The organism is Chitinophaga costaii (assembly GCF_900094705.1).
Lineage (GTDB): Bacteria > Bacteroidota > Bacteroidia > Chitinophagales > Chitinophagaceae > Chitinophaga > Chitinophaga costaii.
Genome location: NZ_FMAR01000003.1, coordinates 374,469 through 401,391 on the forward strand (window position 1 = coordinate 374,469; position 26,923 = coordinate 401,391).

General features: G+C 50.9%; 20 protein-coding genes. 10 read left to right on the forward strand and 10 right to left on the reverse strand.

Annotation, left to right across the window (positions count from 1 at the left end):
- Positions 1 to 72: 72 nt before the first annotated feature.
- The 6 genes from GA0116948_RS06770 to GA0116948_RS06795 all read right to left on the reverse strand — a co-directional run bounded on the left by GA0116948_RS06770 (position 73) and on the right by GA0116948_RS06795 (position 12,472).
- A complete protein-coding gene (locus GA0116948_RS06770; protein WP_123891688.1) occupies positions 73 to 1,074 on the reverse strand; it encodes a hypothetical protein in 1,002 nt (333 codons plus the stop codon).
- Between the two features lie 200 nt (positions 1,075 to 1,274).
- Positions 1,275 to 1,490, reverse strand: coding sequence for a hypothetical protein (locus tag GA0116948_RS06775; RefSeq protein ID WP_089710383.1), 216 nt, complete (start codon positions 1,488 to 1,490; stop codon positions 1,275 to 1,277).
- 127 nt (positions 1,491 to 1,617) lie between these two features.
- Positions 1,618 to 2,637, reverse strand: a complete 1,020-nt coding sequence (locus GA0116948_RS06780; protein ID WP_089710385.1) for a PorP/SprF family type IX secretion system membrane protein — start codon at positions 2,635 to 2,637, stop codon at positions 1,618 to 1,620.
- Between the two features lie 28 nt (positions 2,638 to 2,665).
- Positions 2,666 to 5,512: a PKD domain-containing protein gene (locus tag GA0116948_RS06785; RefSeq protein ID WP_165798328.1), complete on the reverse strand. Its 2,847-nt coding sequence runs from the start codon at positions 5,510 to 5,512 to the stop codon at positions 2,666 to 2,668.
- Positions 5,513 to 5,701: 189 nt separating this feature from the next.
- Complete coding sequence (locus tag GA0116948_RS06790; RefSeq protein ID WP_089710389.1) at positions 5,702 to 10,600, reverse strand: PKD domain-containing protein; 4,899 nt, start codon at positions 10,598 to 10,600, stop codon at positions 5,702 to 5,704.
- Positions 10,601 to 10,963: 363 nt separating this feature from the next.
- A complete protein-coding gene (locus tag GA0116948_RS06795) occupies positions 10,964 to 12,472 on the reverse strand; it encodes a carboxypeptidase M32 (RefSeq protein ID WP_089710392.1) in 1,509 nt (502 codons plus the stop codon).
- Between the two features lie 87 nt (positions 12,473 to 12,559).
- Between GA0116948_RS06795 and GA0116948_RS06800 the strand changes: the two genes are divergently transcribed.
- The 5 genes from GA0116948_RS06800 (at position 12,560) to GA0116948_RS06820 (ending at position 18,831) form a co-directional block, all read left to right on the forward strand.
- Positions 12,560 to 13,654 carry a Nif3-like dinuclear metal center hexameric protein gene (locus GA0116948_RS06800; RefSeq protein ID WP_089710393.1) on the forward strand — a complete coding sequence of 365 codons (1,095 nt, stop codon included), beginning with the start codon at positions 12,560 to 12,562 and terminating at the stop codon, positions 13,652 to 13,654.
- A gap of 3 nt (positions 13,655 to 13,657) precedes the next feature.
- A complete protein-coding gene (locus GA0116948_RS06805) occupies positions 13,658 to 14,410 on the forward strand; it encodes a zinc ribbon domain-containing protein (RefSeq protein WP_089710395.1) in 753 nt (250 codons plus the stop codon).
- A gap of 192 nt (positions 14,411 to 14,602) precedes the next feature.
- Positions 14,603 to 16,087, forward strand: a complete 1,485-nt coding sequence (locus GA0116948_RS06810; protein ID WP_089710397.1) for a tetratricopeptide repeat protein — start codon at positions 14,603 to 14,605, stop codon at positions 16,085 to 16,087.
- 223 nt (positions 16,088 to 16,310) lie between these two features.
- Positions 16,311 to 17,963 (forward strand): DNA repair protein RecN, encoded by a 1,653-nt coding sequence (recN, locus tag GA0116948_RS06815; protein ID WP_089710399.1) that lies wholly within the window; start codon positions 16,311 to 16,313, stop codon positions 17,961 to 17,963.
- Positions 17,964 to 18,018: 55 nt separating this feature from the next.
- A complete protein-coding gene (locus GA0116948_RS06820) occupies positions 18,019 to 18,831 on the forward strand; it encodes an enoyl-ACP reductase FabI (RefSeq protein ID WP_089710401.1) in 813 nt (270 codons plus the stop codon).
- Between the two features lie 127 nt (positions 18,832 to 18,958).
- On the opposite strand, the gene GA0116948_RS06825 is transcribed toward GA0116948_RS06820, so the two are convergent.
- Positions 18,959 to 19,180, reverse strand: coding sequence for a DUF2795 domain-containing protein (locus GA0116948_RS06825; RefSeq protein ID WP_012794455.1), 222 nt, complete (start codon positions 19,178 to 19,180; stop codon positions 18,959 to 18,961).
- Positions 19,181 to 19,277: 97 nt separating this feature from the next.
- Between GA0116948_RS06825 and GA0116948_RS06830 the strand changes: the two genes are divergently transcribed.
- Positions 19,278 to 19,952 carry an ABC transporter ATP-binding protein gene (locus GA0116948_RS06830; RefSeq protein ID WP_089710403.1) on the forward strand — a complete coding sequence of 225 codons (675 nt, stop codon included), beginning with the start codon at positions 19,278 to 19,280 and terminating at the stop codon, positions 19,950 to 19,952.
- On the opposite strand, the gene GA0116948_RS06835 is transcribed toward GA0116948_RS06830, so the two are convergent.
- The 3 genes from GA0116948_RS06835 to gatC are packed head-to-tail and all read right to left on the reverse strand — an operon-like array spanning position 19,949 to position 21,527.
- Entirely contained in the window at positions 19,949 to 20,518 is a 570-nt protein-coding gene (locus GA0116948_RS06835; RefSeq protein ID WP_089710405.1) for a cob(I)yrinic acid a,c-diamide adenosyltransferase, read from the reverse strand. The two genes, GA0116948_RS06830 and GA0116948_RS06835, sit on opposite strands and share 4 nt — an antisense overlap.
- 12 nt (positions 20,519 to 20,530) lie before the next feature.
- Positions 20,531 to 21,235, reverse strand: a complete 705-nt coding sequence (locus tag GA0116948_RS06840; protein ID WP_089710407.1) for an ABC transporter ATP-binding protein — start codon at positions 21,233 to 21,235, stop codon at positions 20,531 to 20,533.
- 1 nt (position 21,236) lies between these two features.
- Positions 21,237 to 21,527 (reverse strand): Asp-tRNA(Asn)/Glu-tRNA(Gln) amidotransferase subunit GatC, encoded by a 291-nt coding sequence (gene gatC, locus GA0116948_RS06845; RefSeq protein WP_089710409.1) that lies wholly within the window; start codon positions 21,525 to 21,527, stop codon positions 21,237 to 21,239.
- Positions 21,528 to 21,704: 177 nt separating this feature from the next.
- Here gatC and trpS point away from each other — a divergent pair, with 177 nt between their 5' ends.
- The 4 genes from trpS to GA0116948_RS06865 all read left to right on the forward strand — a co-directional run bounded on the left by trpS (position 21,705) and on the right by GA0116948_RS06865 (position 26,593).
- The gene (trpS, locus tag GA0116948_RS06850; protein WP_089710411.1) at positions 21,705 to 22,703 is read left to right on the forward strand and encodes a tryptophan--tRNA ligase; all 999 of its coding nucleotides are present in this window, start codon (positions 21,705 to 21,707) and stop codon (positions 22,701 to 22,703) included.
- A gap of 46 nt (positions 22,704 to 22,749) precedes the next feature.
- The gene (locus GA0116948_RS06855; protein WP_089710413.1) at positions 22,750 to 23,385 is read left to right on the forward strand and encodes a deoxynucleoside kinase; all 636 of its coding nucleotides are present in this window, start codon (positions 22,750 to 22,752) and stop codon (positions 23,383 to 23,385) included.
- A gap of 247 nt (positions 23,386 to 23,632) precedes the next feature.
- Positions 23,633 to 24,451 carry a hypothetical protein gene (locus GA0116948_RS06860; protein WP_089710414.1) on the forward strand — a complete coding sequence of 273 codons (819 nt, stop codon included), beginning with the start codon at positions 23,633 to 23,635 and terminating at the stop codon, positions 24,449 to 24,451.
- Positions 24,452 to 24,556: 105 nt separating this feature from the next.
- A complete protein-coding gene (locus tag GA0116948_RS06865) occupies positions 24,557 to 26,593 on the forward strand; it encodes a ComEA family DNA-binding protein (RefSeq protein WP_089710417.1) in 2,037 nt (678 codons plus the stop codon).
- Positions 26,594 to 26,923 lie beyond the last annotated feature (330 nt).

Consider the following 26,923-nt stretch of genomic DNA (forward strand, 5'->3'; position numbering starts at 1 on the left):
TACATCATATCCCTGTCGGAACATAGCGATCTCTTAAATTTTTACGCCTGGGCCTTATCTTGCCGGTACAGCCTAACGTGCCGGGAAAATGTCTTGGTAGTTGCCTTCCGCATCGGCGGTAAAGCCTTCGCGTTCTTTCAGCAGGCGGCAGCGATCCAGGTAATAGTCTACGCGGCGACCATCTTTCAGCCAGATATAAGCCAGGGCCAGGTTATAATACAAATCGTATTTAAGGAACAACATGTCATAACGGTCGTTATGATTTTTAAGGGAAGGGGTGAGCTGATCCAGGTGGGATAGCTCCACCTCCCAATAAGCGGCAGCCTGCTGGGCACGTTGCTCCAAGGGAGGCCACTGCTGGTCCCTGCTAAACTGGTTCAGGGCCAGCACTATACTATCGGCCTGCTGTTTGTCCATCCCATCCAGGCCAAACTTCGCTGATTTGTTAAGGTAGAAAAAGTGCATGTTCACCTTTTTAGTACCACCGAAAAACTGTTCGTTCAGCAGGAAATTAATCCAGTCTATATTGGTTTCAATAGCAGATCGGGTATGGGTTTGGAGCAGGGTATTGTTAGTATAAGAGCTTACCGCTGGTTCTACATTGGTACGGCTGCGGAAGGCCACAGAAAAGGTTTGGTAGGATGACGAGAGGGCAGAATCTTCTTCATACACCATCCCTTTTGCATCGGTGAGCTTATAGTATAGCGGGGCGTAAATGGGGGCTTCTATACTCATGATATAATCGCCGGTGTTTACCATTTTCGGGTGCAGGCTTTGGGGGCCTTGGGCGGTACCAACTGTCACCACCAGGTGGAGGTCGCCATTTTCCGGCACGCGTTGCAGGCCGTTCAGGGCCAGTTTGGCGGAGATTTCGCCCTCTGACATGCCAAAAGGCGATAGCGAAAAATTGCTGTGGGACCGCACGTCATATGTTTTAGCATCTGGCGGAAGCTTGCGCGTGGCGGGCTTCTGGTAAGTTACCACCGTTTCCACAACGCCATCAATCTGTGCATGCACCGTACTCCCGGTCATCAAATACCATCCCGTCAACAGGCAGCAAACATACTTTTTCATAGCAAAGAGTTTCACGTATGGCAAGTTATTGCATTCTGCGTTAAGGGCAATTAAACCGGCATTAAAAACAGCGGGTAGGTGGGCTCAGGATGTCCAGGTTATCCACCAGCCCCGCGGGTATCGTTATCCAGCTGATACAGCAAGCTGCATTGGTTTAGGTAATGTATGGCCCCGGTATAGTCCTTGCCCCAGATGGCACATTAGGCCAGGTTAAAATAAATATCGTACTGGAGGCTGGTGGGCTGCTGCCGGTCCTTTTTATTAGTAAGCCCCCTGCCAGGCGGTTTTTGTTTTTGGGAGCAGGTTTTTCCAGTAGGTAGCTGCCTGGGTGTACTGCAACGCCAGGGGCGCCCATTGCTGATCGCTGCTAAAATGTAGCAGGGCTGCAAAACAAGCTGGTAATACGGATTTGCCATCGCCCCCAGTCCAAATTGTTCTTATTTGTTGAAGGAAAACAGGCGGGGCACATTATAGCTTTTAACAAGGGCTAATAACAGGCAAATGCGTTTCATACACAACTGGATTCACCCAATATACATCCGGTCAGAAACGAGGGCAGGCCATATTAGCCACGTCTTCATTGCGAAAAGCCTTGAACACGAGTGATATCTCGAACCCGCCCTGGCCGTGGCTTGCCGGTGTAAGGGAGGAAATATTGGAGTCGTAGCTGAAGCCAATTTCGTATTTGCCCATATCCAGCCGCACCATGGGAATAATGGCATCGCCATAGCGGTAGTACACTCCACCATATACACCATGATCAGATTCCAATCCCTGGCTTAGCAGCCCATATCCAATCATGGCGCCGCCAATAAACTCGGAATAACTGCCCTGGTGTAATTCATTGTACTGTGCAATCACTTTCACATTTTCAGACACGGGTATGGTGATGCCGGCGTTGAAAGTAATCTTAGCTTGCAGTTGTATGGATTTATCGCCCATGAAAGAAACCTTGGGCCGGTTAAAGTGATACAACGCTGCGCCAATATAGTAGTTGGTATTTTCCCCGATAACACTGTTGAAACTCAGGCCCACGCCAGCATCCAGGTAGGTATAACCGCGCAGGGAAAGGCGTCCGTCTTCCCCGGTGGAGGCGGTTGGGTCAAAACGGCCATTGGTATATTGGTTATCGAACGTAAGGTGGGTGATGTCGAACTGGCGCTGTACCAGGCCGCCCATAGCGCCTAGCGAAAGAAAAGTACTCTTGTCGTCGCTCAGCGATTTATGATAGTTGAAGGCGGGAAATACCTGGGTAGACTGCAACTTGGAAGTGCCGGCACGGTCGTAGGTGAGTTGCAGGCCTACGGTCACAAAATCGGTAGTGCCCACCGGGTATTTCAGTTCCCCGCTGATGGTACCTGTTTCATAAGGAATGGTTACGCTGTTCCACTGGTTGCGGTACACGGCCTGTACGCGCACATCACCATTGAAGATGCCGATCAGCGCCGGATTGCGCAGGATGGGCGTTTCGGAAAACTGCGACAGGTGAATGTCCTGCGCAGTAATGGTGGCGGTGCAACCCAGGCATGCGATGAACAAACTTATTTTCAACAACGATTTCATGTTGCGTTTTTATATTTTTTTAATCCGGTTATCGTAATAAGGTCACATTGCCTTTCAATTGGAAAGGCTGGTTATTATCGCATACCATGTCTACTAAATACACATACACGTCGGAGGCTGCGGACTGGCCTTTAATAGTGCCATCCCAGCCGGCGCTTATATCATCTACATTAAAATTGTTGCGTTCAAACACCATTACCCCGTTGCGGTTGAAGATGCGGAAGTAGCGCACGTTGGCAATGCCCTTGCCCCGCACGTAAAACACGTCGTTTACGCCATCGTGGTTGGGGGTGAAGGTATTGGGGATGAACACTACATTTTCATCACATACCAGTACTACTTCGGTTACGGCGCTGGCCGTACAGCCGTAGCTGTTAGTGCCTGTTATACTGTAGGCAATGGGCTTGCGCACGGCGGCATTCGTGTTCTGGCAGGTAGTGCAGTCAATGTAATCGGCAGGTGCCCATTGCCAACTAATTACATCTGTCGATCCGGTGGCATTCAGCGGTACAATGCTGCCTACGGTTACAATCTCACGGGCTGGTGTACTCACGGTGGGCAGTGGGTTTACGGTGATGGTCACGGATTTGCTTTCGCCCGGGCAGGCTGCGTCGTTGCTGCCGGTTACCGTATAAGTAGTTTGGGTGGGGGGCGATGCCAGTGGGGAGGCAGTGTCCGGATCGGTAAGGTTGTCTTTAGGCAACCAACTATAAGTCGTGGCGCCCTCGGCTTTCAGCTGTACCGATGCGCCGGTGCAAATAGCGGTATCGCTGCTCACGCTCAGCACCACGGTGGGTACCACTTGCATGCGAACGCTATCTTCCACGGAGCAGCCAAATGCGTTAGTGGCCATCACGTGGTAGATGGTATCTATGGCCGGCGTAGCCGAAGTAGTATTACAGGCCGTGCAGCTCAGGTTATAATTGGTGAGCCATTGCACAGTAGCGTCGGTACTGGCAGTGAGTGTCACGGCATCGCCTTCGCATAGTTTGGCTGCGGAGCGGCTGGTATAGAGGTAAGGCGTAGGGTTAATGGTAATGCTGCGCGTAATGGAATCCATACAGGTGCGTGCGTCGGTGATCACCAGTTTTATGGGATAGGTGCCGGAAGCAGCATACACCACATTGGCCGGGGTTTCTGTGTCGGCGGTAGCGCCATTGCCCAGGTCCCAGCTCCAGGTGATCACCGGAATGTTGGGGGAAGGAACGGTGGTATTGATGAAGGCCACGTCCTGGCCTACGCAGGCCGTATTATCTAACGAGAAATCTGCGGTAGGGGCAATTACGCTGATGTGGTCTACTTTACGTACCGTATCGTTGCAATAACGGGGATCTATATACGAAATTACCAACCAGTCTGTTTTTACGCCAGTTTGGTCCAGCACCTTGGAAACATCGGTGAGGGTGGGACCGTCTTGCTGAGTGCCATCTGCAAAACGCCAACTGTAATTGGCCACCAGTGGGCCGGGTACGTTCAGCACGGAATAGGTGGCGGAAGTGCCACGGCATACGGTGTTTACGCCGGCGCTGAAGTCGGGGTTGAAGTCGTACAGGGTATCTATGGCGGTACTACTGCAACTACCGGCTGTTAAGGTAAGGCGCACAAAGTATTTGCCGGGTGTGGTGTAGGTATGGGCGCTGTTTTGGGTATTGCCCAAAGCGCTGGCATCGCCATAAGCCCACTCGTAGGTATTGCCGGGAATTTCTTTGGAGGTATTGGTGAAAAGAAACTGGTGTTTATTGCTGCAATCGCGTACAAAATCAAAGCTGGCCACGGGACCATTTACCTGCACCGTTACCGGGGTGGCGCTGTTGTAGCAGCCATTGGAGCCAGCACTCATATTTACCGTGATAGGCCCATTTTGCTGGAAAATATGGGTAATGTCGTTTTGAGCGCCGCTTTGTAAAGTGCCGTCGCCAAAGTCCCAACTATAGGTATCGGCACCCGTGGCGGTGGCCACCAGCCGTACGGCGTCGCCGGCGCAAACAGGATTGGGCGTTACGCCAAAATTTGCCGCAGCCGGAGCTACGCCGGCCATCACCAGGTCGTTATAAGCCGCACTCACAGTACAGCCGCTTTGTGTAGTCACTGTAAGGGTTACATCGTAGCGGCCCGTGCTGCTGTACGTATGTTGTACGGCGGGCGTGGCCACGGTTTGGCTTTGCCCGTCGCCGAAGTTCCAGGCGTAGGCGGTTACGGCTTCGTTTTTTAGGTTAGAAACCGTTACGGCCAGGGTAGCATTCACCGGCACACAGCCTGCCACGGGCGAGGGCGCGGTGAGGGTGGGCAGGGCAATCTGAATGAATTGTTTTTTGGTAACCGTATTGGTACAACCATTGGCATTGGTAACAGACAGGGTTACATCGTACACGCCGGGCAGCTGGTAGTTGTGGGTGATGGTAGCATTGGGCGTAGTAATATTGCCGGTATTATCCCCAAAGTCCCACACACGGCTAGTACCCTCAGGTGTAAGATCGGTGAAGGTGGGGGAGTAAGCCTTGCAGCTCATCGCCTCCGATACGCTGAAATCCGGTGCTGGCAAGGGATTTACTACAATGTCCTTGGTAAAGGTAACCGGCCCCGTTGCATAGTAACTGGTAAGCGCCACGTGGTAGGTGCCGGCCACGGTGTAAGTCACCTGTGGGTCGGACAACTGCGAGTAGCGGCCATTGTCGAAGTCCCAGCTATAGGAGAGCGCCCCCGCGGTCGAGGTGTTTTTGAACGTGACCACCGCTGGTGCACAGGCAGTGCCTGGGGTAGTGGTAAAGGAAAACGAGGCTTGCTGGGCATAGGATACGCCACCCGCCAATATTCCGGCGGTTAACAGGCCCAGGGCTTTAAACCCGGTGCAGCACTTCGCAAGGAGGTTTTTCATAGGATTTTCCTGCATTTATAGTCCCCAAAGGACGCCTTATGGCCTTCCACGGAACCTGCTACAAATTAACTAATTTTTATATTAATATATTGATTAATAATTGTATTGGGTAAAATGTATACGCTGATATGGATAAGGTATCCTAAACCAGGTAGGGTTTCGGTGAGTTTGTATGACCGTAGGATACTGCTATCGCACTATCATGATGCTTCCTTTCATTTCAAATTTTTCCCCGGTTTCGCAGATCAGTTCTGCGTAGTAAATGAATACGTCTGGTGATAATGGTTGCCCTGCATATCTGCCATCCCAGCCGAAAGCAGGGTCTTCGATGGGGAAATTTTCGCGGGTAAACATTACTTGTCCCAGGCGGTTAAATATGCGGAAGGATTTCACCACGCGCACGCCTTTGCCACGGATGTAAAACACATCATTCATACCATCTCCATTGGGCGTAAAGGTATTGGGTAGGAAAGCCGCTCCGTTGCACACCAGTTTAAAATTTACCTGCTCCATGTCTATACAGCCATAATTGTTGGAGGCAGTAATGGTGTAGCCGCCACTACGTGTAGGCGTAACCGTTGGAGTGAGGCAGTCGGTGCAGCTCAGCCCATCGGGCGGGAACCATGACACGCTGGTTACGTCGCTGCTCGCTTGCACCAGGATGGGTACGGAGGAACCGGCTATCACTTCCTGCTGGCTGATCACTTTTATGACTGGTACAGGATTGACCGTTACGTTTACCTGAGCTGTTTCGGTAAAGCAGCCGGTTTTGTCTTTGCCCGTCACCGTATACACTGTGCTGGTAGCAGGGGAGGTCATGGGGTTAGAAATGCTGGCATTACTAAGACCTGTAGTGGGCGACCAGCTATACAGATCGGCCCCGCTGGCCATGAGTTGGGTGCTAAGACCGGCACACACGGAAACCGCCGGCATAGCGTCTAGCTGGAAGCGGTGTACCACGCTCACCCGGGCAGAATCGGCGTTGATGCAACCAATGGGGTCTTGCACCTGCACTGCATACAGGGTATCTATTTCTGGCGATACGCTGGGGTGCAGGCTATGTATGTCGGAAGTGTTATAGCTGGTCCAGGTTACCGTATTGCCGGGGGCTACCGAGGCGGTGAGCTGCACGGAGCTACCCTCGCACACGCCCGCCTGTTTGGGCGATACGGTGATAGATGGCAAAGGATTTACATTCACATTGGCCGTAGTTGAGGCTGGGCAACTGCCATCTGCATTTACGATAGAAAGTGTTACCGGGAAGGTGCCACTCTGGTCGAACAGGATGCGGGGAGGTAATGGGTTGGTGTAGGTATTGCCCTTGATTTGCCAGGTCCAGGTGGCTGAGCTGATATTTTTGCTATCGTGGCCTACAGGTTGGTAAAGGGTACCCATGCAAAGGGTAGGAATAACCTCGATAACTGGTACCGGCAGGGGGCTGATGTGAACGGGCTGTAATAGAGGCTTTGCTACGCAACCTCCGCCAGAAGTAACGTTCAGTGTTGCGGTATAATCGCCCACGCCATAAGTATGGGTTACGGATGGGCCGGTGGCGGTATTGTCTGTATCGGTGGTGCCGAAGTACCAGGTTATATCGCTGGGCAATCCGAGTACGGTTTGGGAGATAGACTTCGGCAGGGCCGTGAAGCTCACCGGGCCACCATCGCAGGCTTGGGAGGCGTCCATGACCAGTTGTACTCCAATACTGTCTACCACTACCTCATTATCGCCATTGGCCGGCACCTGGCAGCCATCGCCATCTTGCAACAGCAGGCGGGGGTGGTATACGCCAGGGCGGAGGTAGGTATGGGTATCGGTGGAGGTGGTAAGCTGGTTGGTGGTACCGTCGTCGTAATCGTAAATGTATTTTACCGTGTTCACCGTATTTGTTGCGGAGGCGGTAAGGTCCATGGGAGGGCATCCTAGCAGGGAAGACATGGTGAGGTTGCCATCCGGTCCTTTCACTTTTACGGTTTCTTCGGTCTGGCTGGTACAGCCGCCCAGTGATGTTACGGTGAGGCTAATGGTATAGGAGCCGGGCCGGTTGTACACGTGGGTGGGGGCGGCAATATCGCTAGTAGCCCCATCGCCGAAATCCCATGCCGAAGCCTGAAAGTCGGTGCTGGTATTGGAAAGATTAGCTACCACGGGGGGGCATATCTGCGACACGTCTGGCAAGCTGAAAATGGCTTTGGGATTATGCACGGTGATCACCTGGGTGCCGGTTTTGGTGGCCGTACAGCCAATAGCGTCGGTTACCTTCAGTGTAATGTCGTAAGTGCCTGGATGGCTAAAGGTTTTGTAAGGTGTTTCGCCGGAAGCGCTGGTGCCGTCACTAAAAGTCCAGTCTACATTGGTGAAGGAACGTGGTATGTTGCCAATGTCTACCGACGTATTACTGAGCATTATCGGCGCATCCGGACAGCCATAGGGAGAGCCAAGGGCAAAATCGGCTTTGGGTTGGTTCAGGTTCACGGGCAGGGTCATACCATAAGGGCCACAACCAGCTTTGTCGGTGATAGCATAGGTTACGTTAAAGCTGGTATTTTCTCCGGGGAAGGTATGGGCATAATTCACCGGTGCCGTAGGGAGCTTGCCCGAGCTGGGACTATCATCGCCCCAGTCGAAGCGCCAGCTAGTGATAGGATCGTTGGGATTGGACCTACTTCCGTCGGAGAAGGTAATTTCCTTGCCCACGCAATTCATGGTGGAGGTAACTCCTACATTCACCAAAGCCCCGTTAATCACAATAGGAATGGAGGCGGTGCTATGAGGGCATCCCACACCATCGATATAGTTGAAGACTGCGTTAAATTCCTGTGGCACATTGTACTGCAAGGTATAGGAGTTGATACCTGGCTCGTAAATGGCCCCTGGACTTACTTCCCAGCGCCCGCTGGCAATTTCATTTGAAGAAAAGTTGCTCAGCGTGTACTTGATATCATTCAGCATACAAATGGTATCCTGGTTAGCGCTCAGTATAGGATGAGGGTCCATTACAATTTTGGTCAGGGTGGTATCGGTCTTGCAGGAGCCATCCGACACGGAAAGATGTATCTGGTCGCTGCCGGTTTTGGTGTAGGTATGCGGTGCGGGATCTTTGTCGGTAACGATGGGGGTGCCATCGCCAAAATCCCAGGTGTAGGTGTAGGTACCCAGGGGATCCAGCTTGGAGGTGTTCTGCACGGCAACAACGAAAGGCGTAGCACAATCGATGGCCGCGGTGAAGATAGCCACCGGTGTTTTAATGTAAACGATATCTGTTTTGGTGCCATTGCTCAGGCAACCATTGTTGATGGCTGTGAGTGTAACGGTTTGGTTGCCGGGATTCAAAAAAGGGTGGGTGGGGTCTTTGTCGGAGGAAGTGCCATCGTTCCCAAACTGCCACAGCCAGATGATGGAATCGTTCAGTGGCGTGGGGGTGGTAAGATTTTTAAAAGCGATGGGTTCCTTGGCGCAGGCCGTCAGCGGGTTGGCGCTGAAATCTATGATCAGTGGTGCCCCTGTTTCCACGGCCTTGGTGAATATGGTATCTTTTACGCAGCCAGCGGCGGTGCGCATGGTGAGTTTCACGTCGAAGTCGCCCTGTTTGGTATACGTATGGGTGGGCGAAGCACCGGTGCCGGTGCTGCCATCGCCAAAGTTCCAAGTGAGGGAGGTGACAGGGTCGTCGGAGGTGATCAAGGGATTAAAGGTGGTGGTAAAGGGCAGGCATCCGGTGGCCCGGCCTAATTGGGCCATGGGATATTTGATGGTCACCGTATAGGCCTGCATACTGATATCGCAACCGGCAGCATTACTGGCCGTGAGGATAACGGGATAAGTACCCAGGCTGGTATAGGTGTGTGCGGCGGCTTTGCCGGTGCTGGTGTTACCATCGCCAAAAGACCAGCTCCATTTTATGGCGCCGGTGGTGTTGGCGCTGAAACTGGTGGTGAAGGGCGCACTGCAACCACCAATGTTTGTTTCTACGTTGGCGATCACGGGAGGATCGGTAATGGTGATATCCTTGGTTATGGGGGCACTAGAGCAACCTGGCGCACCGATGGCCGTCATAGTTACGGAGTAGGTGCCGGCCTTATCGTAGGGGTGTTGCACCTGGTTGCCGTTTGCCTGGCTGCCATCACCAAAATCCCACTGGGCGCCAGTTGTTGTGGGTGTAGCAGTATTGACAAAACTTACCATGGCGCCGGTACAGGTGTTGGATATGGTAAAATTGGGTTCTATGGGGTGTAAAGAAACCGGGTAGGCCGTACTCACCGTAGTACAACCTTGGGCCGAGGTGGCGGTGCATACCACCGAAAAATCGCCCTGTTTGGTGTAGGTATGGGTACCGGTATTGTCTATAGTACCATCGCCATAGTTCCAGCTATATTGTACACCAGGATCTTCCACGGCGGCGTTGCTGAAATGTATCGTTTGCGGTACGCTGCAAGCTCCGGCCAGGTCGCTGGTAACGGTAATGAGGGGGGCCACGTTTACATGCACGGACGTATTGCCGGAGAAGGGTGCGCTTTTACAACCCAGGCTGTTAATGATCACCAGTGTAACCGGAAACGTTACACCATTCGGATGGTTGGAGGGATCATTGGGATCTACAGTAAACGTGTGGGTAGCGTTGGTATTATTCTGGTCCACGATCTTGTCGCCAAAATCCCAGATAGTCTGGGCAATGGTGCCATCGCCGGCGGTGCTTTTATTGGTGAAGTTTACCGTAAGCGGGGAGCAGCCTTCTGTAACAGAGCTGGTAAAGGTAGCTACCGGCAGGTTGTAAATGGTTACTGTTTGGGTAGCGGTTTTTACGCCGCTGGGATAAGTGGCGGTAAGGGTTACGGTGTAGGTGCCGGGTTTGGTGTATACATGCGAGGCATTTACCAGCGACGAGTGTCCGGTGCCTTCGCCAAAATACCAGTCGTAGGCCGTAGCTCCTGCCGTGGAGGTATTGGTAGCATTTACCGGGGCGCTGCCGCAGCCATGGTCGTTATCTAGCGTAAAGCTGGCTGTTTGCGCTGCCAGGGGAAGGGCGGCGCCAGTACATAGGAACAATAACAGACCTGTGGCCAGGCGCTGTATTTGGCGTTTTCTCATTTGGATAGGAGGTTGTCCGCAACATTTTGTTGGCCAGGTGTGCGGTCCCAGGTCTTTCAGGAAACTAAAAATATTTATAAAAAAAATTGAATTAAAGCGCTGACAGTTTGCTTGGTTGATATTGCTACTTTACCGTTTGGCAGTAGTGTCTTGATTGCCAGGATAATTAATGTGCTGTTACGGTTGTTATGGGCGGATGGCAGCATCTGTGCTACCATCCTTTTTGTACAGCCGGGAAAAGCATTTCCAAATTTACAAAATTACCGGCCATTTATAGCAAAAATTTATATGTAATGATAGTTGGCAACATCTTTCTTTTGGGGTTCTCTAAAATTGGCCATTGGCTTCAGCTGAAGGCCATGGCTACCGGTAAATTTCCCTGTATTTTTCCTGTGCATAAGATAGGAAATATTTGAAAGCCAGGGTTTCGCCTGTTACTTTTTTACATAATTCATTAGAAGTGTAAAACCGGCCATGCTCATGAATTTCCTGGCGCAGCCACTGTAGCAGCCGGGTGTAATTGCCTTGGTGTATCTGTGCATCCAGGCCGGGAAGCTGCCGTTTTGCGGCGGCCATGAACTGTGCTGCATAGAAGCTACCCAGGGAATAGGTAGGAAAGTAGCCAAAACTGCCATGCGACCAGTGAATATCCTGCAAAACGCCCTGGGTGTCGCTGGGTACGGATACGCCCAAAAACTGCTGGTAGTATTGGTTCCAGGTAGCGGAAAGGTCTTTAACTGTCAGGCTGCCGTCTATCAATGCTTTTTCTATTTCATACCGGATCATTATGTGGCTATGATAGGTAAGCTCGTCGGCTTCGGTGCGGATCAGGGAAGGTTGTACCTGGTTTATGGCGTGATAAAATTCGGTGAGGGAATGTCCTTGCAGGTTTTCCGGGAAAAGGGCTTGCAGGGTGGGATAGTGAAAATGCCAGAAGTCTTTGCTGCGGCCAATATTATTTTCCCACAGGCGCGACTGCGATTCATGTATGCCCAGGCTGGCGGCCTCGCCGCAGGGGAGGCCATACTGGCTGGTGGGTAGGCCCTGTTCGTACAAGGCATGACCACCTTCATGAATGCAACTCCAGGTCATGTTACCAAAATCCTGCTCATCTACACGGGTGGTTACGCGTACATCTTTGGGGTTGAAACTGGTGGTGAAAGGATGTTCGGAAATATCCTGACGTCCGGCCAGGAGATCAAAGCCCATGGCTTGTAGCAGGTGCATGCCGAATTGCCATTGCAGCTTTTTAGGGTAGGTTTTATGCAGCAGGGCCTTACTTACCTGGGGCCGGGCCGAAATTTGCCGTAACAGGTCCGTCATGGCGGTTTTTACTTCGCCAAAGATGGTGTCCAGCATGTTTACGGTAGCGCCTTTTTCGTATTCGTTCAGCAGGGCATTATAAGGATGGGTGGTGTATCCCAGGAGGTCTGCCTCTTGTTTTTTCAGCGATACCATGCTGGCCAGTTCAGGAGCAAACAGCTGGTAATCGTTGGCCTTGCGGGCTTTTATCCAGGCATGGTAACAGGCATTGGTGGCCTGGCTCATGGCAGATACGAAGGGGGCCGGGTATTTCAGGTGTTTTTCATAATCTTCAAAAGCCAGGTCTACATTGCGATGGGCAATGGCGTCCAGGTCATCGCGCTGGCGCAGTTCACGGAGTAGATCGCCCAGGGCGGTTTCGGTAGCCAATTCATGGGCAATGGAAGACAGGGTGGTAATTTGCTGGCCCCGGAAGCCGGCACCTTTTTCGGGCAGGTAGGTTTCCTGGTCCCAGCCCAGCACAGCGGAGGCCATTTGCACGTCCGCAATTTTTTGCATTTTTGTCTTGAAATCGTCGTACAATGCTGTTGTTGCCGTGCGGATCTGCATAGTGCTGGTGGTTTGATGGTAAAGTCCAAATTTATGTAATCACGCGGTAAGACGATTCATCATTTACAATAAACAACAAAACGATCCATGAAGATCCGGGAGATTATCCATACCCTCGCCGCTTTTGCACCGCCTTCTCTCCAAGAGGGGTACGATAATGCAGGCCTTATTTTCGGCCATCCCGATTGGGAGCTTACCAATGTACTGCTTACCCTGGACGCCACGGAAGCGGTGATGCTGGAAGCCATTGAAAAAGGCTGTAACCTGGTGGTGGCCCACCATCCTATAGTGTTTGGGGGACTTAAAAAGATCAATGGCAGTAATTACGTAGAGCGGGTGGCTATCCTGGCCATTAAGCACGATATCGCGGTATATGCGGCGCATACCAACCTGGACAATGTACTGGCCGGGGTGAATGCGCGCATGGCGGAGCAGTTGGACCTGCAAAACTGCCGGATACTGGCCCCCAAACCGGCCCTGCTCAAAAAGCTGTACACCTTTGTGCCGGTGGCCCACCTGGAAACCGTTCGCGCCGCAGTATTTGCCGCAGGCGCCGGCCATATCGGGCATTACAGTGAGTGCAGTTTCCAGGGGGAAGGCCAGGGTACTTTCCGGGGCGATGCATCTACCCACCCCTTCGCCGGCCAGCCGGGCTCCCGCCACACCGAGGCGGAGGCCAAACTGGAAGTAGTGTTGCCACGATACCTGGAAGGCGCTGTGGTAAAGGCTTTGCTGGAAGCCCACCCCTACGAGGAAGTGGCCTACGACCTGGTGGCGCTGGACAATACCTGGGAAGGGGCAGGGGCCGGCATGGTAGGTACGCTGGCAACGCCCATGGAGGAACAGGCCTTCCTGCTATGGGTAAAGCAACAGTTCCGTACCGGCTGTGTACGCCATACGCCGTTATTGGGCCGTCCCATCCAAACCGTGGCGTTGTGTGGCGGGGCAGGTAGTTTCTTGTTAAAGCAGGCCATTGCGGCCGGGGCCGATGCCTACATTTCGGCAGATTTTAAATACCATGAATTTTTTGATGCTGATAATCAATTGATTATTGCAGACATTGGACATTTTGAAAGCGAACAGTTCACCGTGGAATTATTTTATCATATATTAACGCAGAAATTTCGTAATTTCGCGCCTCTTAAATCAAGCATTCGTACAAACCCGGTAAATTATTTATAAAGCATGGCTACTGTTAAAGAATTCTCCGTAGAAGAAAAATTATCCTCTGTGCTGCGTTTACAGAAGATCGATTCCAAACTGGACGGAATCCAGGTGCTGAAGGGTGAGTTGCCAATTGAAGTAAAAGACCTGGAGGACGAGATCGCAGGATTGAACACCCGCCTTAACCATATCGAAGACGAAATGGCCGGCATTCAGGAGTTCATTGCCAGCAAGAAGAACGCAATGAAGGAATCGGAGGCTCTCATTAAAAAATACGAAAAGCAGCAGGATAACGTAAAAAACAGCCGCGAATTTGAAGCCATCACTAAAGAGGTGGAAATGCAGCAGTTGGATATCAAATTGTCTGAAAAGCATATCAAGGACGCTACCGAAGAGATTCGGGAAAAGACCCGCGTACTGGAAAACGCCAAGAAAGCAATTGCCGACAAGGAAAATAACCTGAAGCACAAAAAGGGCGAACTGGAAAAGATTGTGGCCGAGACTGACAAGGAAGAAAATGAGATCCGCAAGGAAAGTGAAGAAGCCCGTACCAAGGTAGAACCCCGCCTGCTCGCCGCTTACGAAAAAATCCGCACTAACTACCGCAATGGCCTGGCCGTGGTAACCGTGGCCCGCGACGCCTGCGGCGGTTGTTTCAACGCTATTCCTCCACAGCGTCAGGCAGAAATCCGCCAGCGCAAAAAGATTATCGTGTGCGAACACTGTGGCCGCATCCTCGTAGATAACGACCTGGACGCTACCGTAACGATTTAAGGTATTTCAGCATATTTGGAAAAGGACATCTGTTTGCAGGTGTCCTTTTTTTTAATTGCCATGCCTCCAGGCCGCTATGAAATTTTGTGAATGGTTGTATTGTGAATTACTGGACTGGAAATTGCTAAAGGGAGAAAGCCCGGTATCCGGGTGTATCGTTAGAAATTGTAATGTTGGAAATTCATTTTGCGCATGCGTGTAATCTTTACCGGCTTTTTCTGTTGCTTGGCCCTGTTGGCCCATGCCGGCCAGAAAGTATTTGATTTTAATGCCCGCTGCCAGCAGGCTTATAATGCCGTGATGCAACTGCGGATGAATGATGCCAGGGCATTGCTGGATGCGGAAAAACGCGAACACCCGGATAACCTCATTCCTTACTACATCGACAACTATACCGATTTTTTCCCCCTCTTTTTTAATGAAGACCCCCAGGCCTATGCCGCAGCGGAGTCGCATCGTAAAGAGCGGCTTTCCCTGATGAGTGACGGACCTGAAGATTCTCCTTATTACTTGTATACCCAAGCCTCCATCCGCTTCCAGTGGGCTTTTGTGAAGGTGAAATTCAATGACAAATGGGACGCCGTATGGGACATCCGTAAGGCCTACATCCTACTAAAAGATAACCAGCGCAAGTTTCCCGGTTTTGCACCTAACAACCTGTTGCTGGGCGCTATGCAAGCGGTGTTTGGTACCATTCCCGACGGGTATAAATGGATTACCAACATCCTGGGCATGAAAGGAAATATTCGACAGGGCATGGCATTGGTGCAGGGGGTGATAAACAATAACGATCCATCCGCCACCCTGTTCCGCGAAGAATCTTACTATTATTATTGCTACCTCAAAGTATTTATCGAAAATAAGCCCGACGATGTATTTGTGTTTATCCGGGACAAGCAGTTAGACACGCGTAATAACTACCTCTTTGCCCTGATGGTGGCCAACCTGGCCATGAACAACCAGCGGGCCAGCATGGGCATACAGGTGCTGCAAGACCGGAACGATAGTGCCGCTTACCTGGACCTGCCTTATGCAAACTACCTGTTGGGTGTTATGAAACTGGAACGCCAGGACGCCGATGCGGCGGGCTACCTGGAAAAATTTGTACAGCAGTTCAAAGGCAAGTTTTATGTGAAAGAAGCCTATCAGCGCCTCAGTTGGGCCTACCTGCTGCAAGGCCGGATGGACCAGGCTAACCGCTGCCGGCAGGCTATCTTTACCCATGGCAATACCGAAACCGATGCCGACAAGCAAGCCCTCAAAGACGCCAAATCCGGCAACTGGCCGCAACCGGTATTGCTGAAGGCCCGTTTGCTGAGCGATGGAGGCCTGTTTGCAGAAGCCCTGAAACTACTGCAAACAGTGCATGCCGCAACCTTTACACGCACGGAAGATAAGTTGGAATATGCCTACCGCCTGGGCCGGGTGTATGATGAATTGGATCAGCAGGATAGGGCTATTGCCATGTACGAGGTAACTATTAAAGTAGGTTCCGGCCGCCAGGAATATTATGCCGCGCGGGCAGCCCTGCAACTGGGCTATATTTATGAAAAACGGAACGACAAGCGCAAGGCGGCGGAATGTTACCACACCTGCATATCCCTGCCTGATCACGATTATAAAAATTCTCTCGATCACCGCGCCAAAGCGGGGTTGCAACGGATAGGAATGGAATAAACCCGCTTTGACCACATCCTGCATCCTGTTTTTAGGGTAACCTTGTTACGCATTCCTCTTGGCAGATTGCTGTTGCAGCGCATATACCCTGCGTATGCATGGGTTATGTTTGCGTTGTGCAGGAAGGATCTATTACTATGCGTTGAATTATCCACCACCCTTTTTTAAATATCCGCACAAATGAACTTTTCCCGTAATTTGCTGCCGGAATTGTGCCGCCACTATGTTACAACGTTTAACTATTCAGAATTACGCGATCATTGAAAACCTGGAGGTAGACTTCTCCGGGCATTTTAATGTGATCACTGGCGAGACGGGCGCTGGTAAGTCTATCCTGTTGGGTGCCCTCTCGCTCATCCTGGGTGAAAGGGCCGATCCGGGCGTACTGTTCGACAAGCAGCACAAATGCGTGATCGAAGGCACTTTTCTTGTTAAGGCTGAACAGGTAGCCGAATTTTTCATCAAACATGAATTGGACCAGGAGCCACAACTGATCATCCGCCGCGAGATCAGTGCCGCTGGCAAATCGCGGGCTTTTGTAAACGATACTCCGGTGAATCTGGGACAACTGTCTGAGTTGAGCAACCTGCTGGTAGACCTGCACCAGCAGTTCGACACGCTGGAACTAAGCAGCGCGCATTTCCAGCGCGAGGTAGTAGACGCCCTGGCGGGCAATGCCAGCCGCGTACAGGCCTACCGTGGGGAATACACCAAATACAGCCAGGTGCAGAAAGAGTTGTCGCAGCTGATTACAGAGCGCGACCATGCCAATGCAATACTGGATTATAATAAATTCCTGCTGGATGAATTGCAGGAAGCGGAATTCACTGCCGGCGAAATAGAAACACTGGATAGTGAGCTGAAAGTGCTGAACCATAGTGAAGAGATCAAGCATACACTGAGCCGCATTTACTTTCAGCTAAGGGAAGACGAGCAGCCGGTGGTGCAGCAACTCAAGCAATTGCAATCCTCCCTGCAAGGCCTCGCTGCCTTTCATGCTGCCGCGCCGGCACTGGCAGAACGTATGCAATCTACCTACCTGGAGTTGCAGGACATTGCCGAGGAAATATCCCAGCTTAACGACCAGGTAAATTACGATGCGGAACGCATTGCCCTGCTTAATGAGCGGCTTGCGCTGGGTTACCGCCTGTTTAAAAAGCACAACGTAAGTGATACCAACGGGCTGCTGGCTGTACAGCAACAACTGGAATCCAGTATGCAAGGCGTGTTAAACCTGGATGAGCGCATTACCGCGCTGGAACAACTACGGGAAAGCCTGCACGAAAAATTGCAAACTGCTGCCAACGATATTACTGCCCGCAGGCAGGCTATGGCTGCGCCTTTTGAAGAAAAGGTAAATGCCCTGCTTGCACAGGTGGGAATGCCAAATGCGCGCCTGAAAGTAAGCCTTGCCCAAGGTGCCTTACACGCATATGGACAGGATGTGATAGAGCTGCTCTTTGATGCTAACCGGAGCGATCATTTTGCCCCGGTGGGCAAAGTGGCTTCCGGCGGTGAGTTAAGTCGCTTAATGCTTTGCATCAAGTCGCTAGTAGCCACGTCGGTGCATCTGCCCACCCTCATATTCGATGAAATCGATACCGGTATTTCGGGTGAGGCGGCACGCCAGGTAGGCATCATCATGAAAGGCCTGGCCGATGCACACCAGGTGATTTGCATTACCCACCAGCCACAGATTGCAGGTAAGGCAGACACACACTACTTCGTGTTTAAGAATGCCGCCGCAGCCCGGGTTACCACCGGTGTGCGCATTCTGTCGCAGGAAGAGCGTATACACAGCATTGCACAAATGCTGAGCGGGGAGAGGCCTACCGCGGCTGCCTTAGAGAATGCAAGGGAAATGGTGTTGGGCTAATATTTGGAATTTGGGATTTATTATAATTATTTTTGCTGAAATTAACATTTAACCAATGTCTCATAACTTACTAAAAGGAAAAAAAGGTATCATCTTCGGCGCACTGGACGAAAAATCTATTGCCTGGAAAACGGCCTTGCGTTGCGTAGAACAAGGTGCTGAAATTGTATTGACCAATGCCCCGATTGCGCTGCGTATGGGCGAGATCAACAAACTGGCGGAACAATGTAAAGCACCGGTAATTCCCGCAGACGTTACCAACATGGATGACCTGAAAAACCTGTTCACAAAATCAATGGAGCATTTTGGCGGCCAAGTAGATTTTGTGCTACACTCTGTAGGTATGAGCCTCAATGTTCGTAAAGGGAAACGCTATACCGACCTCGATTACGATTTCTTTCACAAAACGCTCGATATTTCTGCCTTGTCGCTGCACCGCGTGCTGCAAACGGCTTTTGGCCTGAACGCTATCAGTGAATGGGGTTCTGTGGTGGCGCTGACTTATATTGCAGCACAGCGGGTATTCCCGGATTATAACGATATGGCCGATGCCAAATCTTTGCTGGAATCTATTACCCGCAGCTTTGGGTACCAGTATGGTATTAAAAACAAAGTACGCATCAACACCGTTTCCCAGTCGCCCACCCGTACTACGGCAGGCAGTGGCGTGAAAGGTTTTGATGGCTTCATTAGCTACGCCGAAAAAATGAGCCCGCTAGGCAATGCTTCTGGCGAACAATGCGCCGATTACTGCGTAACCTTATTTTCCGATCTTACCAAGATGGTGACGATGCAAAACCTCTTCCACGATGGTGGATTCTCCTTCACTGGTGTATCTGCGGCGGTAGTAGAACAAATGGAAAAATAAAACATAGCGCCGGCGGGGCAGCCCGCCGGCAAGTGGCTATAAAAAATAAAAGCCGTTCTGGTTCAGAACGGCTAAATTTTTTTCGCATAGGGGTGCGTTGGGGGGAACCAACAACAGTCTATTGCAGCTAATACTCGTCTTCGTTAAAGAAGAAATCGTCCTGAGACGGGTAGTCCGACCAGATGTCTTCAATGCCTTCATAAATTTCACCTTCATCTTCCAGCTCCTGGAGGTTTTCGATAACTTCGATAGGCGCACCGGAGCGGATGGCGTAGTCAATAAGTTCGTCCTTCGTAGCTGGCCAGGGAGCGTCCTCCAGGTATGAAGCTAATTCAAGTGTCCAGTACATGTTATCAAAAGTTTTACTTTTTAAATTTTCGCAAAAGTATTATTTAATTTGAAATAAACAACATCTAGTATTTTAACGGTCAATTACTTTTCCAAATATGCTTACTGCCCGCAATCTTACCAAAAATTATTCCAACCTGCCTGTACTGAAAGGTGTTGATATTCAAGTGAGTAAAGGAGAGATCGTCACGATTGTTGGTTCTTCGGGGGCAGGGAAAAGTACACTACTGCATTTACTGGGTACGTTGGATACGCCTACATCGGGCCAGATTTTCTTGCACGATGAAGATGTAACGGCCTTGCGGGGCAAGGCCCTGGCCGATTTCCGGAACCAGCATATTGGCTTTATTTTCCAATTTCACCACTTGCTGCCAGAGTTCACGGCGATGGAGAATGTATGTATACCAGGCTATATTGCCGGGCATCCCAAAAAGGGCGTAAAAGAACGGGCCATGTTCCTACTGGACACCCTGGGGCTGGGCAGTCGCCAGGATCATAAGCCCTCAGCGCTTTCCGGAGGGGAGCAGCAGCGGGTGGCAGTGGCCAGGGCTTTGATTAATACCCCTGCCATCGTAATGGCCGATGAACCAACAGGAAACTTGGATTCTCATAATGCGCGGGAGCTGCACCAGTTATTTTTCTCCCTCCGCGATCAGTTTAACCAAACCTTTGTGATCGTAACCCACAATGAAGAACTAGCGCCTCTCAGCGACCGTCAACTGGTGATGAAAGACGGTAAGATTGTCGATGAAATAAAAAGTGTATCTCATTAATCTTCCCTTTTCCTGGGCCTCCAGGGAATTTCCGCCACGCCTAATTGAAAGCTGGTGAACCGTGCCAGCACAAACAAATAATCGCTTAGCCGGTTCAGGTATTGTAACACTTCGGGTACTACCAGCTGTCCTGCTTCCTGCATGGCCACGCACAACCTTTCCGCCCTGCGGCACACGGTGCGGGCTATGTGGCAGGTAGATACCGCTACATGGCCTCCAGGCAACAGAAAATATTTCAGGGGTTCCAGGCTGGCCTCCATGTTATCGATGGCTTGTTCCAATTGTTGAATGTCTTCCGGCAGCAGGTCGGGAATGCTCATTTTCTGCTCCTTTTCCGGGTCGGAAGCCAGGGAGGCGCCCACTACGAAGAGGCGGTCCTGAATGGTTTGCAACAAAGCCCTGGTACCGGTATGGGTTTGGTAATCGATGACCAGGCCCAGGTAAGCGTTCAATTCATCTACGGTGCCATAGGCATCTATGCGGATATGGCTTTTGGATACCTTGGCTCCGCCGATCAGGGAAGTTTTGCCCTTATCGCCGGTTTTGGTATAAATTTTAAATGCCATGTGGGCGGAAATTTAAACGGTGATCTTTTCGTTGATGCGGTCTGACTCGATTACGCCATCGCGCAGGCGCACCACGCGGTGTGCGTGATCGGCAATATCTTCTTCATGGGTAACCAGTACCACGGTATTGCCGGCCGCTTGCAGGCTGCTAAAAATATCCATGATCTCGATGGAGGTTTTGGTATCGAGATTGCCAGTAGGTTCGTCGGCCAGGATGAGGGAGGGATTGTTAATAAGGGCGCGGGCAATGGCTACGCGTTGCGACTGTCCACCGGAAAGCTCGTTAGGTTTGTGTTTGGCGCGCTCAGATAAGCCTACCCTGGCCAGCATAGCCATGGCGCGTTCCTGCCTTTCCTTTGCATTTATGCCGGCGTAAATGAGAGGTACGGCCACGTTTTCCCAGGCAGAAAGCCGGGGCATGAGGTTAAACTGCTGAAATACAAACCCAATCTCCTTATTGCGCACCAGCGCCAGGTCGTCGTCTTCCATGCTGCTTACGTCCTGGCCACTGAGAATATAACGGCCAGCAGTAGGTGTGTCCAGGCAGCCCAGGATATTCATCAACGTAGACTTGCCGGAGCCGGAAGGCCCCATCAGGGCTACGTATTCATTTTTGAGAATTTGAAGCGACACCCCTTTGAGTACAGGCAGGGCCTGTTTGCCGGTCACGTAACTTTTCTCAATATTTTGCAGGAGGATAACAGCAGGAGCAGCCATATTATTTCTTGATTACTTTGGGTACTTTGAAATACTGGTCGCTGGCCGCAGGGGCGTTGCGCAGGGCCGTTTCGCGGCTGATAGCCGGTATCACCACATCTTCCCGCAGTACGTTCACGTTATCGGTCATATGCAGGAGAGGGGGCACGCCGGTGGTATCCAGCGTACTGAGTTGTTCCACGAAGGTGATCATGCGTTGCAGGTCTTGTTGGATACCTGCACTTTCTTCCGCACTGAATTCCAGGCGGGAAAGGGTGGCCAACTGCTGTACCAGTGCATCATTTACTTCCATACGTGCTAACTTAAATGAATCGTTAATTGAATATAAACATTGTTGCCCAAAGGTAAATAAAATAGCGGATGGCCAGTATACATTCGCTACCAGCGGCTAAATGCATCCTGTAGCGGTGGCCGGGCCTTTCAAAACGGCTGGGGTAGAAAGCTATTTTCATTAACTTGCAACCCGATTATGGCTACAGAAAAAGAAATTGTGGTTAGTGGCATCCGGTCCACTGGTTATTTGCACCTCGGAAATTATTTCGGGGCCATCCGTAACTATGTGCGGATGCAAGAAGATTTTAACTGTTATTTTTTCATTGCAGACTGGCATTCCCTCACCACCCATCCCGATCCGAAAGATCTTGCCGGCAACGTGATGCGCATGATCTCCGAAAACATTGCCGCCGGTCTGGACCCGGAGAAAGTGGCATTGTATGTGCAAAGCGATATACCAGAGATTGCGGAGCTGTATATGCTGCTCAATACGGTGGCTTACTTGGGTGAACTGGAAAAGGTGCCAACTTTTAAAGAAAAAGTAAGGCTGCAACCGGGCAATGTAAATGCAGGCCTGCTCACCTACCCGGTGCTGATGGCTTCGGATATACTGGTACATCGCGGCACCCATGTGCCGGTGGGCAAAGACCAGGAGCAGCACCTGGAAATGGCCAGGCATTTTGCCGTACGTTTTAATAACCGTTACGGCGCAGACCTTTTCCCCGAGCCGCAGGCATTTAATTATGGCGACAATCTGGTGCGCATTCCCAGCCTGGATGGAGCGGGTAAAATGAGCAAAAGTGAAAACCAGATGGCCACGTTATACCTTGCCGATGAGGATGACCTGATCCGCAAAAAAGTGATGAAGGCCAAGAGTGATAGCGCCGCCGGTGGTGAAATGCCCGAGTCTGTGGTGAACCTCTTCCAGCTTATGACGTTGGTAAGCGCACCGGATGCGGTAAAAAAATTCCGGGAAGACTATGATGCGGGCAATATCCGCTATGGCGATATGAAGAAACAACTGGCGGAAGACATGGTAAACTTTATCCGGCCCATCCGGGAAAAAACGCTGGAATTGCAGCAAGATAAAACGTATCTTAACAACGTCATGCGTGCGGGCGCCGATAAAGCACGGGCCAGTGCAGCCGACACGTTGCAACAGGTACGGAAACTGATCGGCATCAATTATTACTAAATCCCTGACAGTTGCGTATAGCCGCAACCGTTAGTATCAAACCGAGATGGCAAAACAACAGCAGATTAAACATATCGCGGTAGCCGGTAATATAGGTGCCGGTAAAACGACGCTCACTTCCATGTTGTCCAGACATTACAAATGGATGCCGCAGTTTGAGGATGTCGAAAACAATCCTTACCTGAACGACTTTTATGAAGACATGCCACGCTGGTCGTTTAATCTACAGATATATTTTTTGAATAGCCGCCTACGCCAGTTGCTGGACATACAGCACGGACGCGAAACGGTGATACAGGACCGCACCATTTACGAAGATGCACATATCTTTGCGCCCAACCTGTACGAAATGGGCCTGATGACCAAGCGGGATTTCGACAACTATTTCAACTTTTTTGAAACGCTAAAATCCATGGTGAAACCACCAGACCTGCTTATTTACCTGCAAGCCTCGGTGCCTACGCTGGTGGCGCAAATTCAAAAACGCGGGCGCGAATACGAAGAGAACATCCGGTTAGATTACCTGAAACGGTTAAATGAATATTACAATAACTGGATAGACAAATACAAAGAAGGTCCTTTACTGATCATCGACATCGACAAAAATAAATTTGCGGAGAATGAAGAAGACTTGGGTGATATTATTTCTAAAATAGAATCGCAGATCAACGGATTATTTTAAGTCCGGAACAATTTTCATACACCGCCGCACCAACAACCTGATCCGGGCATATGGCCTGGATTTTTTTTGTTCCATTACCAGTCTCTGCTTTAATTATACTTTTTCCCTCATTAACAATTTATAAACATTTGGTATCCTATCAATTTGCTAATTGCAGTATAGTTGATGCGATGGAATAGTTAACCGCTTTGTTCCCTCTATCATTTTTGAACCCTATCATTTTGTAACCCTTATTGAGTATTCCACCATGAAACATTTGTTGGTGATTTTCTGCGTGATATTACGCGGATGCGCATTTGCGCAGGTATTATGGCCCGTGGGAAAAGACCCGGGGCTGGGCGTTTATAGCCATCATTTTCAACAAGTATTTGCCACGGTGCAGCATCCGGCGGCCTTGGCATGGCAGGGCAGTTTTACAGCGGGGATTTATGCGGAGCGCAGGTTTATGCTGGAGGCTACCAATGCATATGCCGCAGCCATTGCATTGCCGGCGGGGCCGGGCGGCTTTGGACTTAATATGCAGCACTTCGGTTATTCGGATTACCGGGAGCAGCAGGTGGGCTTTGGTTACGGGCGTCACCTGGGCAAGCTGGTAGACATAGGCTTGCAGGTAGATTATTTTGTGAAATCAATTGCCGGGTATGGGCAGGCTGCGGTAACTACTTTTAACGGTGGGGTGATGGTGCATATCAGCCCCCAGGTGCATGTGGGGGTAGATGTATTTAACCCCGTTCGCAAAAGACTATATAAGCTGGGAGAAGAACAATTGGCGGCCATGTGTACCGTGGGGGCAGGTTACGAAGCATCGCAATGGTATGTAAGCGCCGTGGCCACTGCTACAGCAGGACAGCCCCTGCTCACGCGGGTGGCTTGTACCTATGTGCTGGTAAAACAACTGGCCTTGGAGGCCGGCATCGCTACCAATGCGCAATATAATTTTGCAGGTGTGTCGCTGCGCTTATCACATCTGCGTATAGACGTAGCCGGTAGTTATCATCCACAACTGGGCATTACACCGGCGGCTACGCTCATCTGGCGCGGCACGCCACGGGACGCCACGCCATAGCACATACGCATGTGAGGCTTCCTATGCGGATTTACTTCAGCATTTTTACCTAACCTCCATATTCATCCCTGAAAAAAAATCATTCATCGTTATACCCCATCGTCCATGAAAACTGTACTGTTCCTTCTCGCTGGCATTTTTGCCTGCGCACGGGTACTCGCGCAGCAGCCCGAAACACAGCCCTACATCACCGAAAACCAGTTTGAAGAAGAAAGTGCCCGCACAGACGCTATTCCGCAAGAAGATGGGCAGTGGCAGGACCAGGAGGCTTACCGCCGCCGTCCTTTGCAACTGAACAAAGCCAGCGCTGGGGAACTGGCTTCCCTGGGCATGCTTACGCCTTGGCAGATTACGGCGTTGCTGCGTTACCGTGATACCCTTGGAGCGTTTATCAGCTTATATGAACTGCAAGCTATTCCTGGTTTTGACCAGTCCACCATTGAGCGCTTACTACCCTTTGTACAGGTGGGTTACGACCTGGACCCGCATATCAACTGGCGTACCAGGCTTACCCAGGGCAGTACCAGCATGTTACTGCGCTACACCCGCACCATGGAAGCGGCCAGGGGATACCAGGCGGCAGATAGCGTCGCGCCACATTACCTGGGTAGCCCAGATGGTTTGCAACTGCGTTACCGTTACAACCATCCAGGTTATGCGAGTTATGGACTTGTGATGCAAAAAGACGCGGGGGAGCAGTGGTTTCAAGGTGCGGAAAAGCAGGGCTTCGATTTTTACAGCGCCCATGCTGCTATAAAAAACGACAAGGCCCTGGCGGCCCTCCTGCTGGGCGACTATACGGTGAACATGGGGCAGGGGCTTGTAAACTGGCAGGCACAGGCCTTTGGCAAAAGCGCCGGCGTGATGAACGTAGAGCGGCAGGGCGACTTGTTGCGGCCTTATGCCTCCGCAGGTGAATATTATTTTTACCGCGGGGCTGCCATTACCCTGCGGGCAGGCCACTGGCGATGCACTGCTTTTGCATCCAGCCGTAAGTTGGACGGCAATGCTGTGACTGATACCCTCGGCATAAACTATATTACCTCCCTGGTGGCCAGCGGCTACCACCGCTCAGAAAATGAACTAAACCAGCGACAGCAGGTGAGGCAATATACAATGGGTGGCAACATAGGACTGCACTATCGAACCTGGCAATGGGGGCTGAATGTGTTGTACAACCACCTTTCGCAGCCGCTGCAAAAACGGGCCTATCCTTATAACCGGTTCGAATTTGCTGGCCAGGCGCTGGGCAATGCCAGTGTAGACTATAGCGGTAACTGGCGCAACCTGCATTTCTTTGGAGAAGTAGCTGCCAGCGATAACCGCCGTTTTTCTATGATACAGGGGCTACTGGCTGCCGTGGCGCCTGCGATAGACCTGGCACTGGTGTACCGGCATTACGACCGGGCCTATCAAAGCCTGTATGCCAATGCCTTCGGCGAATCTTTTCGCCCGGCCAATGAAAGCGGTGTATATAGTGCGCTCACCTGGCGGCTCTTTAAGCCACTTACGCTCAATGCTTACTTCGATGCATTCCGCTTTCCCTGGCTGAAATACCGTGTGAATGCGCCCTCGGCGGGCAACGACCTGCAAGGGAGCTTGTTATATGCACTGTCTAAAAAAAGTAGTGTTTACATGGGTTATCATCACAAAACCCATGACCAGAACTTGGCGGTGGCAGCGCAGGGGCTAACGCCGGTATGGCCCGCACATACTTTCGGATGGCGGTGGCAGTCCATAGTGGCATGTTCCCCGGCGTTCACCTGGAAAATGCGGGTGCAAACATCGACCTACCGCCATGGTAGCGAACATGCCGCCGGATGGATGTTGTATGAAGAAGGCAGTCGCCAGTGGAAACGATTCACGCTAACCGGAAGAATCACTTTATTTAATACGGATAATTCCGACGCAAGGATCTACATCAATGAAACGAGTATGCTGTATAGTTATGATATTGCGCAGCTATATGGGAAAGGATATACCTGGTATGTGCAGGCGCGATACAAAACAAAACACTTTACCTGCTGGTGCCGTTTGCGCCAGGCGCACTATAGCGATGCAGATCATATTGGCAGTGGATGGGATGAAATAAAAGGGCCTAACAAAACAGCTTTACAGGTACAGGTAGAATACCGGATGTAGGATGATGGTAGGTAACGTGCGCGGAAAGCCGCGCCAGTAGCCTATGACGGCCACTGCATAATTACCGCAGCAGCCGTAAGCGGATCATTTTTATAAAAGACCAATTCTTGTCATTGTCTACTATCTACATAGGTTATACATATTTTAATTATATTAATGTTAAACCCTTGTTAATTTTTATTTGTTTAAACAATGTTTTTTTATACCTTGCATTAGTACCAAAATCTAAAACGAAGCTTTCGTGTGTGTTTGATTTGTTAATAGTGTTTCAATAAGATCAACAACGAAATTTAAAATATCGATCAACAAAATTGTTAGAAGAACCTGGTA

What these genes read in the sequence shown, in the direction of transcription:
- trpS (WP_089710411.1), top strand. Translation starts at nt 21,705, where the DNA reads ATGGCTACAGAAAAAGAAATTGTGGTTAGTGGCATCCGGTCCACTGGT.
- GA0116948_RS06775 (WP_089710383.1), bottom strand. Translation starts at nt 1,490, where the DNA reads ATGGCAAATCCGTATTACCAGCTTGTTTTGCAGCCCTGCTACATTTTA.
- GA0116948_RS06865 (WP_089710417.1), top strand. Translation starts at nt 24,557, where the DNA reads ATGAAAACTGTACTGTTCCTTCTCGCTGGCATTTTTGCCTGCGCACGG.
- GA0116948_RS06835 (WP_089710405.1), bottom strand. Translation starts at nt 20,518, where the DNA reads ATGGCATTTAAAATTTATACCAAAACCGGCGATAAGGGCAAAACTTCC.
- GA0116948_RS06785 (WP_165798328.1), bottom strand. Translation starts at nt 5,512, where the DNA reads ATGAAAAACCTCCTTGCGAAGTGCTGCACCGGGTTTAAAGCCCTGGGC.
- GA0116948_RS06800 (WP_089710393.1), top strand. Translation starts at nt 12,560, where the DNA reads ATGAAGATCCGGGAGATTATCCATACCCTCGCCGCTTTTGCACCGCCT.
- GA0116948_RS06795 (WP_089710392.1), bottom strand. Translation starts at nt 12,472, where the DNA reads ATGCAGATCCGCACGGCAACAACAGCATTGTACGACGATTTCAAGACA.
- GA0116948_RS06790 (WP_089710389.1), bottom strand. Translation starts at nt 10,600, where the DNA reads ATGAGAAAACGCCAAATACAGCGCCTGGCCACAGGTCTGTTATTGTTC.
- GA0116948_RS06820 (WP_089710401.1), top strand. Translation starts at nt 18,019, where the DNA reads ATGTCTCATAACTTACTAAAAGGAAAAAAAGGTATCATCTTCGGCGCA.
- GA0116948_RS06860 (WP_089710414.1), top strand. Translation starts at nt 23,633, where the DNA reads ATGAAACATTTGTTGGTGATTTTCTGCGTGATATTACGCGGATGCGCA.
- GA0116948_RS06840 (WP_089710407.1), bottom strand. Translation starts at nt 21,235, where the DNA reads ATGGCTGCTCCTGCTGTTATCCTCCTGCAAAATATTGAGAAAAGTTAC.
- recN (WP_089710399.1), top strand. Translation starts at nt 16,311, where the DNA reads ATGTTACAACGTTTAACTATTCAGAATTACGCGATCATTGAAAACCTG.
- GA0116948_RS06855 (WP_089710413.1), top strand. Translation starts at nt 22,750, where the DNA reads ATGGCAAAACAACAGCAGATTAAACATATCGCGGTAGCCGGTAATATA.
- GA0116948_RS06805 (WP_089710395.1), top strand. Translation starts at nt 13,658, where the DNA reads ATGGCTACTGTTAAAGAATTCTCCGTAGAAGAAAAATTATCCTCTGTG.
- GA0116948_RS06770 (WP_123891688.1), bottom strand. Translation starts at nt 1,074, where the DNA reads ATGAAAAAGTATGTTTGCTGCCTGTTGACGGGATGGTATTTGATGACC.
- GA0116948_RS06825 (WP_012794455.1), bottom strand. Translation starts at nt 19,180, where the DNA reads ATGTACTGGACACTTGAATTAGCTTCATACCTGGAGGACGCTCCCTGG.
- GA0116948_RS06830 (WP_089710403.1), top strand. Translation starts at nt 19,278, where the DNA reads ATGCTTACTGCCCGCAATCTTACCAAAAATTATTCCAACCTGCCTGTA.
- GA0116948_RS06810 (WP_089710397.1), top strand. Translation starts at nt 14,603, where the DNA reads ATGCGTGTAATCTTTACCGGCTTTTTCTGTTGCTTGGCCCTGTTGGCC.
- gatC (WP_089710409.1), bottom strand. Translation starts at nt 21,527, where the DNA reads ATGGAAGTAAATGATGCACTGGTACAGCAGTTGGCCACCCTTTCCCGC.
- GA0116948_RS06780 (WP_089710385.1), bottom strand. Translation starts at nt 2,637, where the DNA reads ATGAAATCGTTGTTGAAAATAAGTTTGTTCATCGCATGCCTGGGTTGC.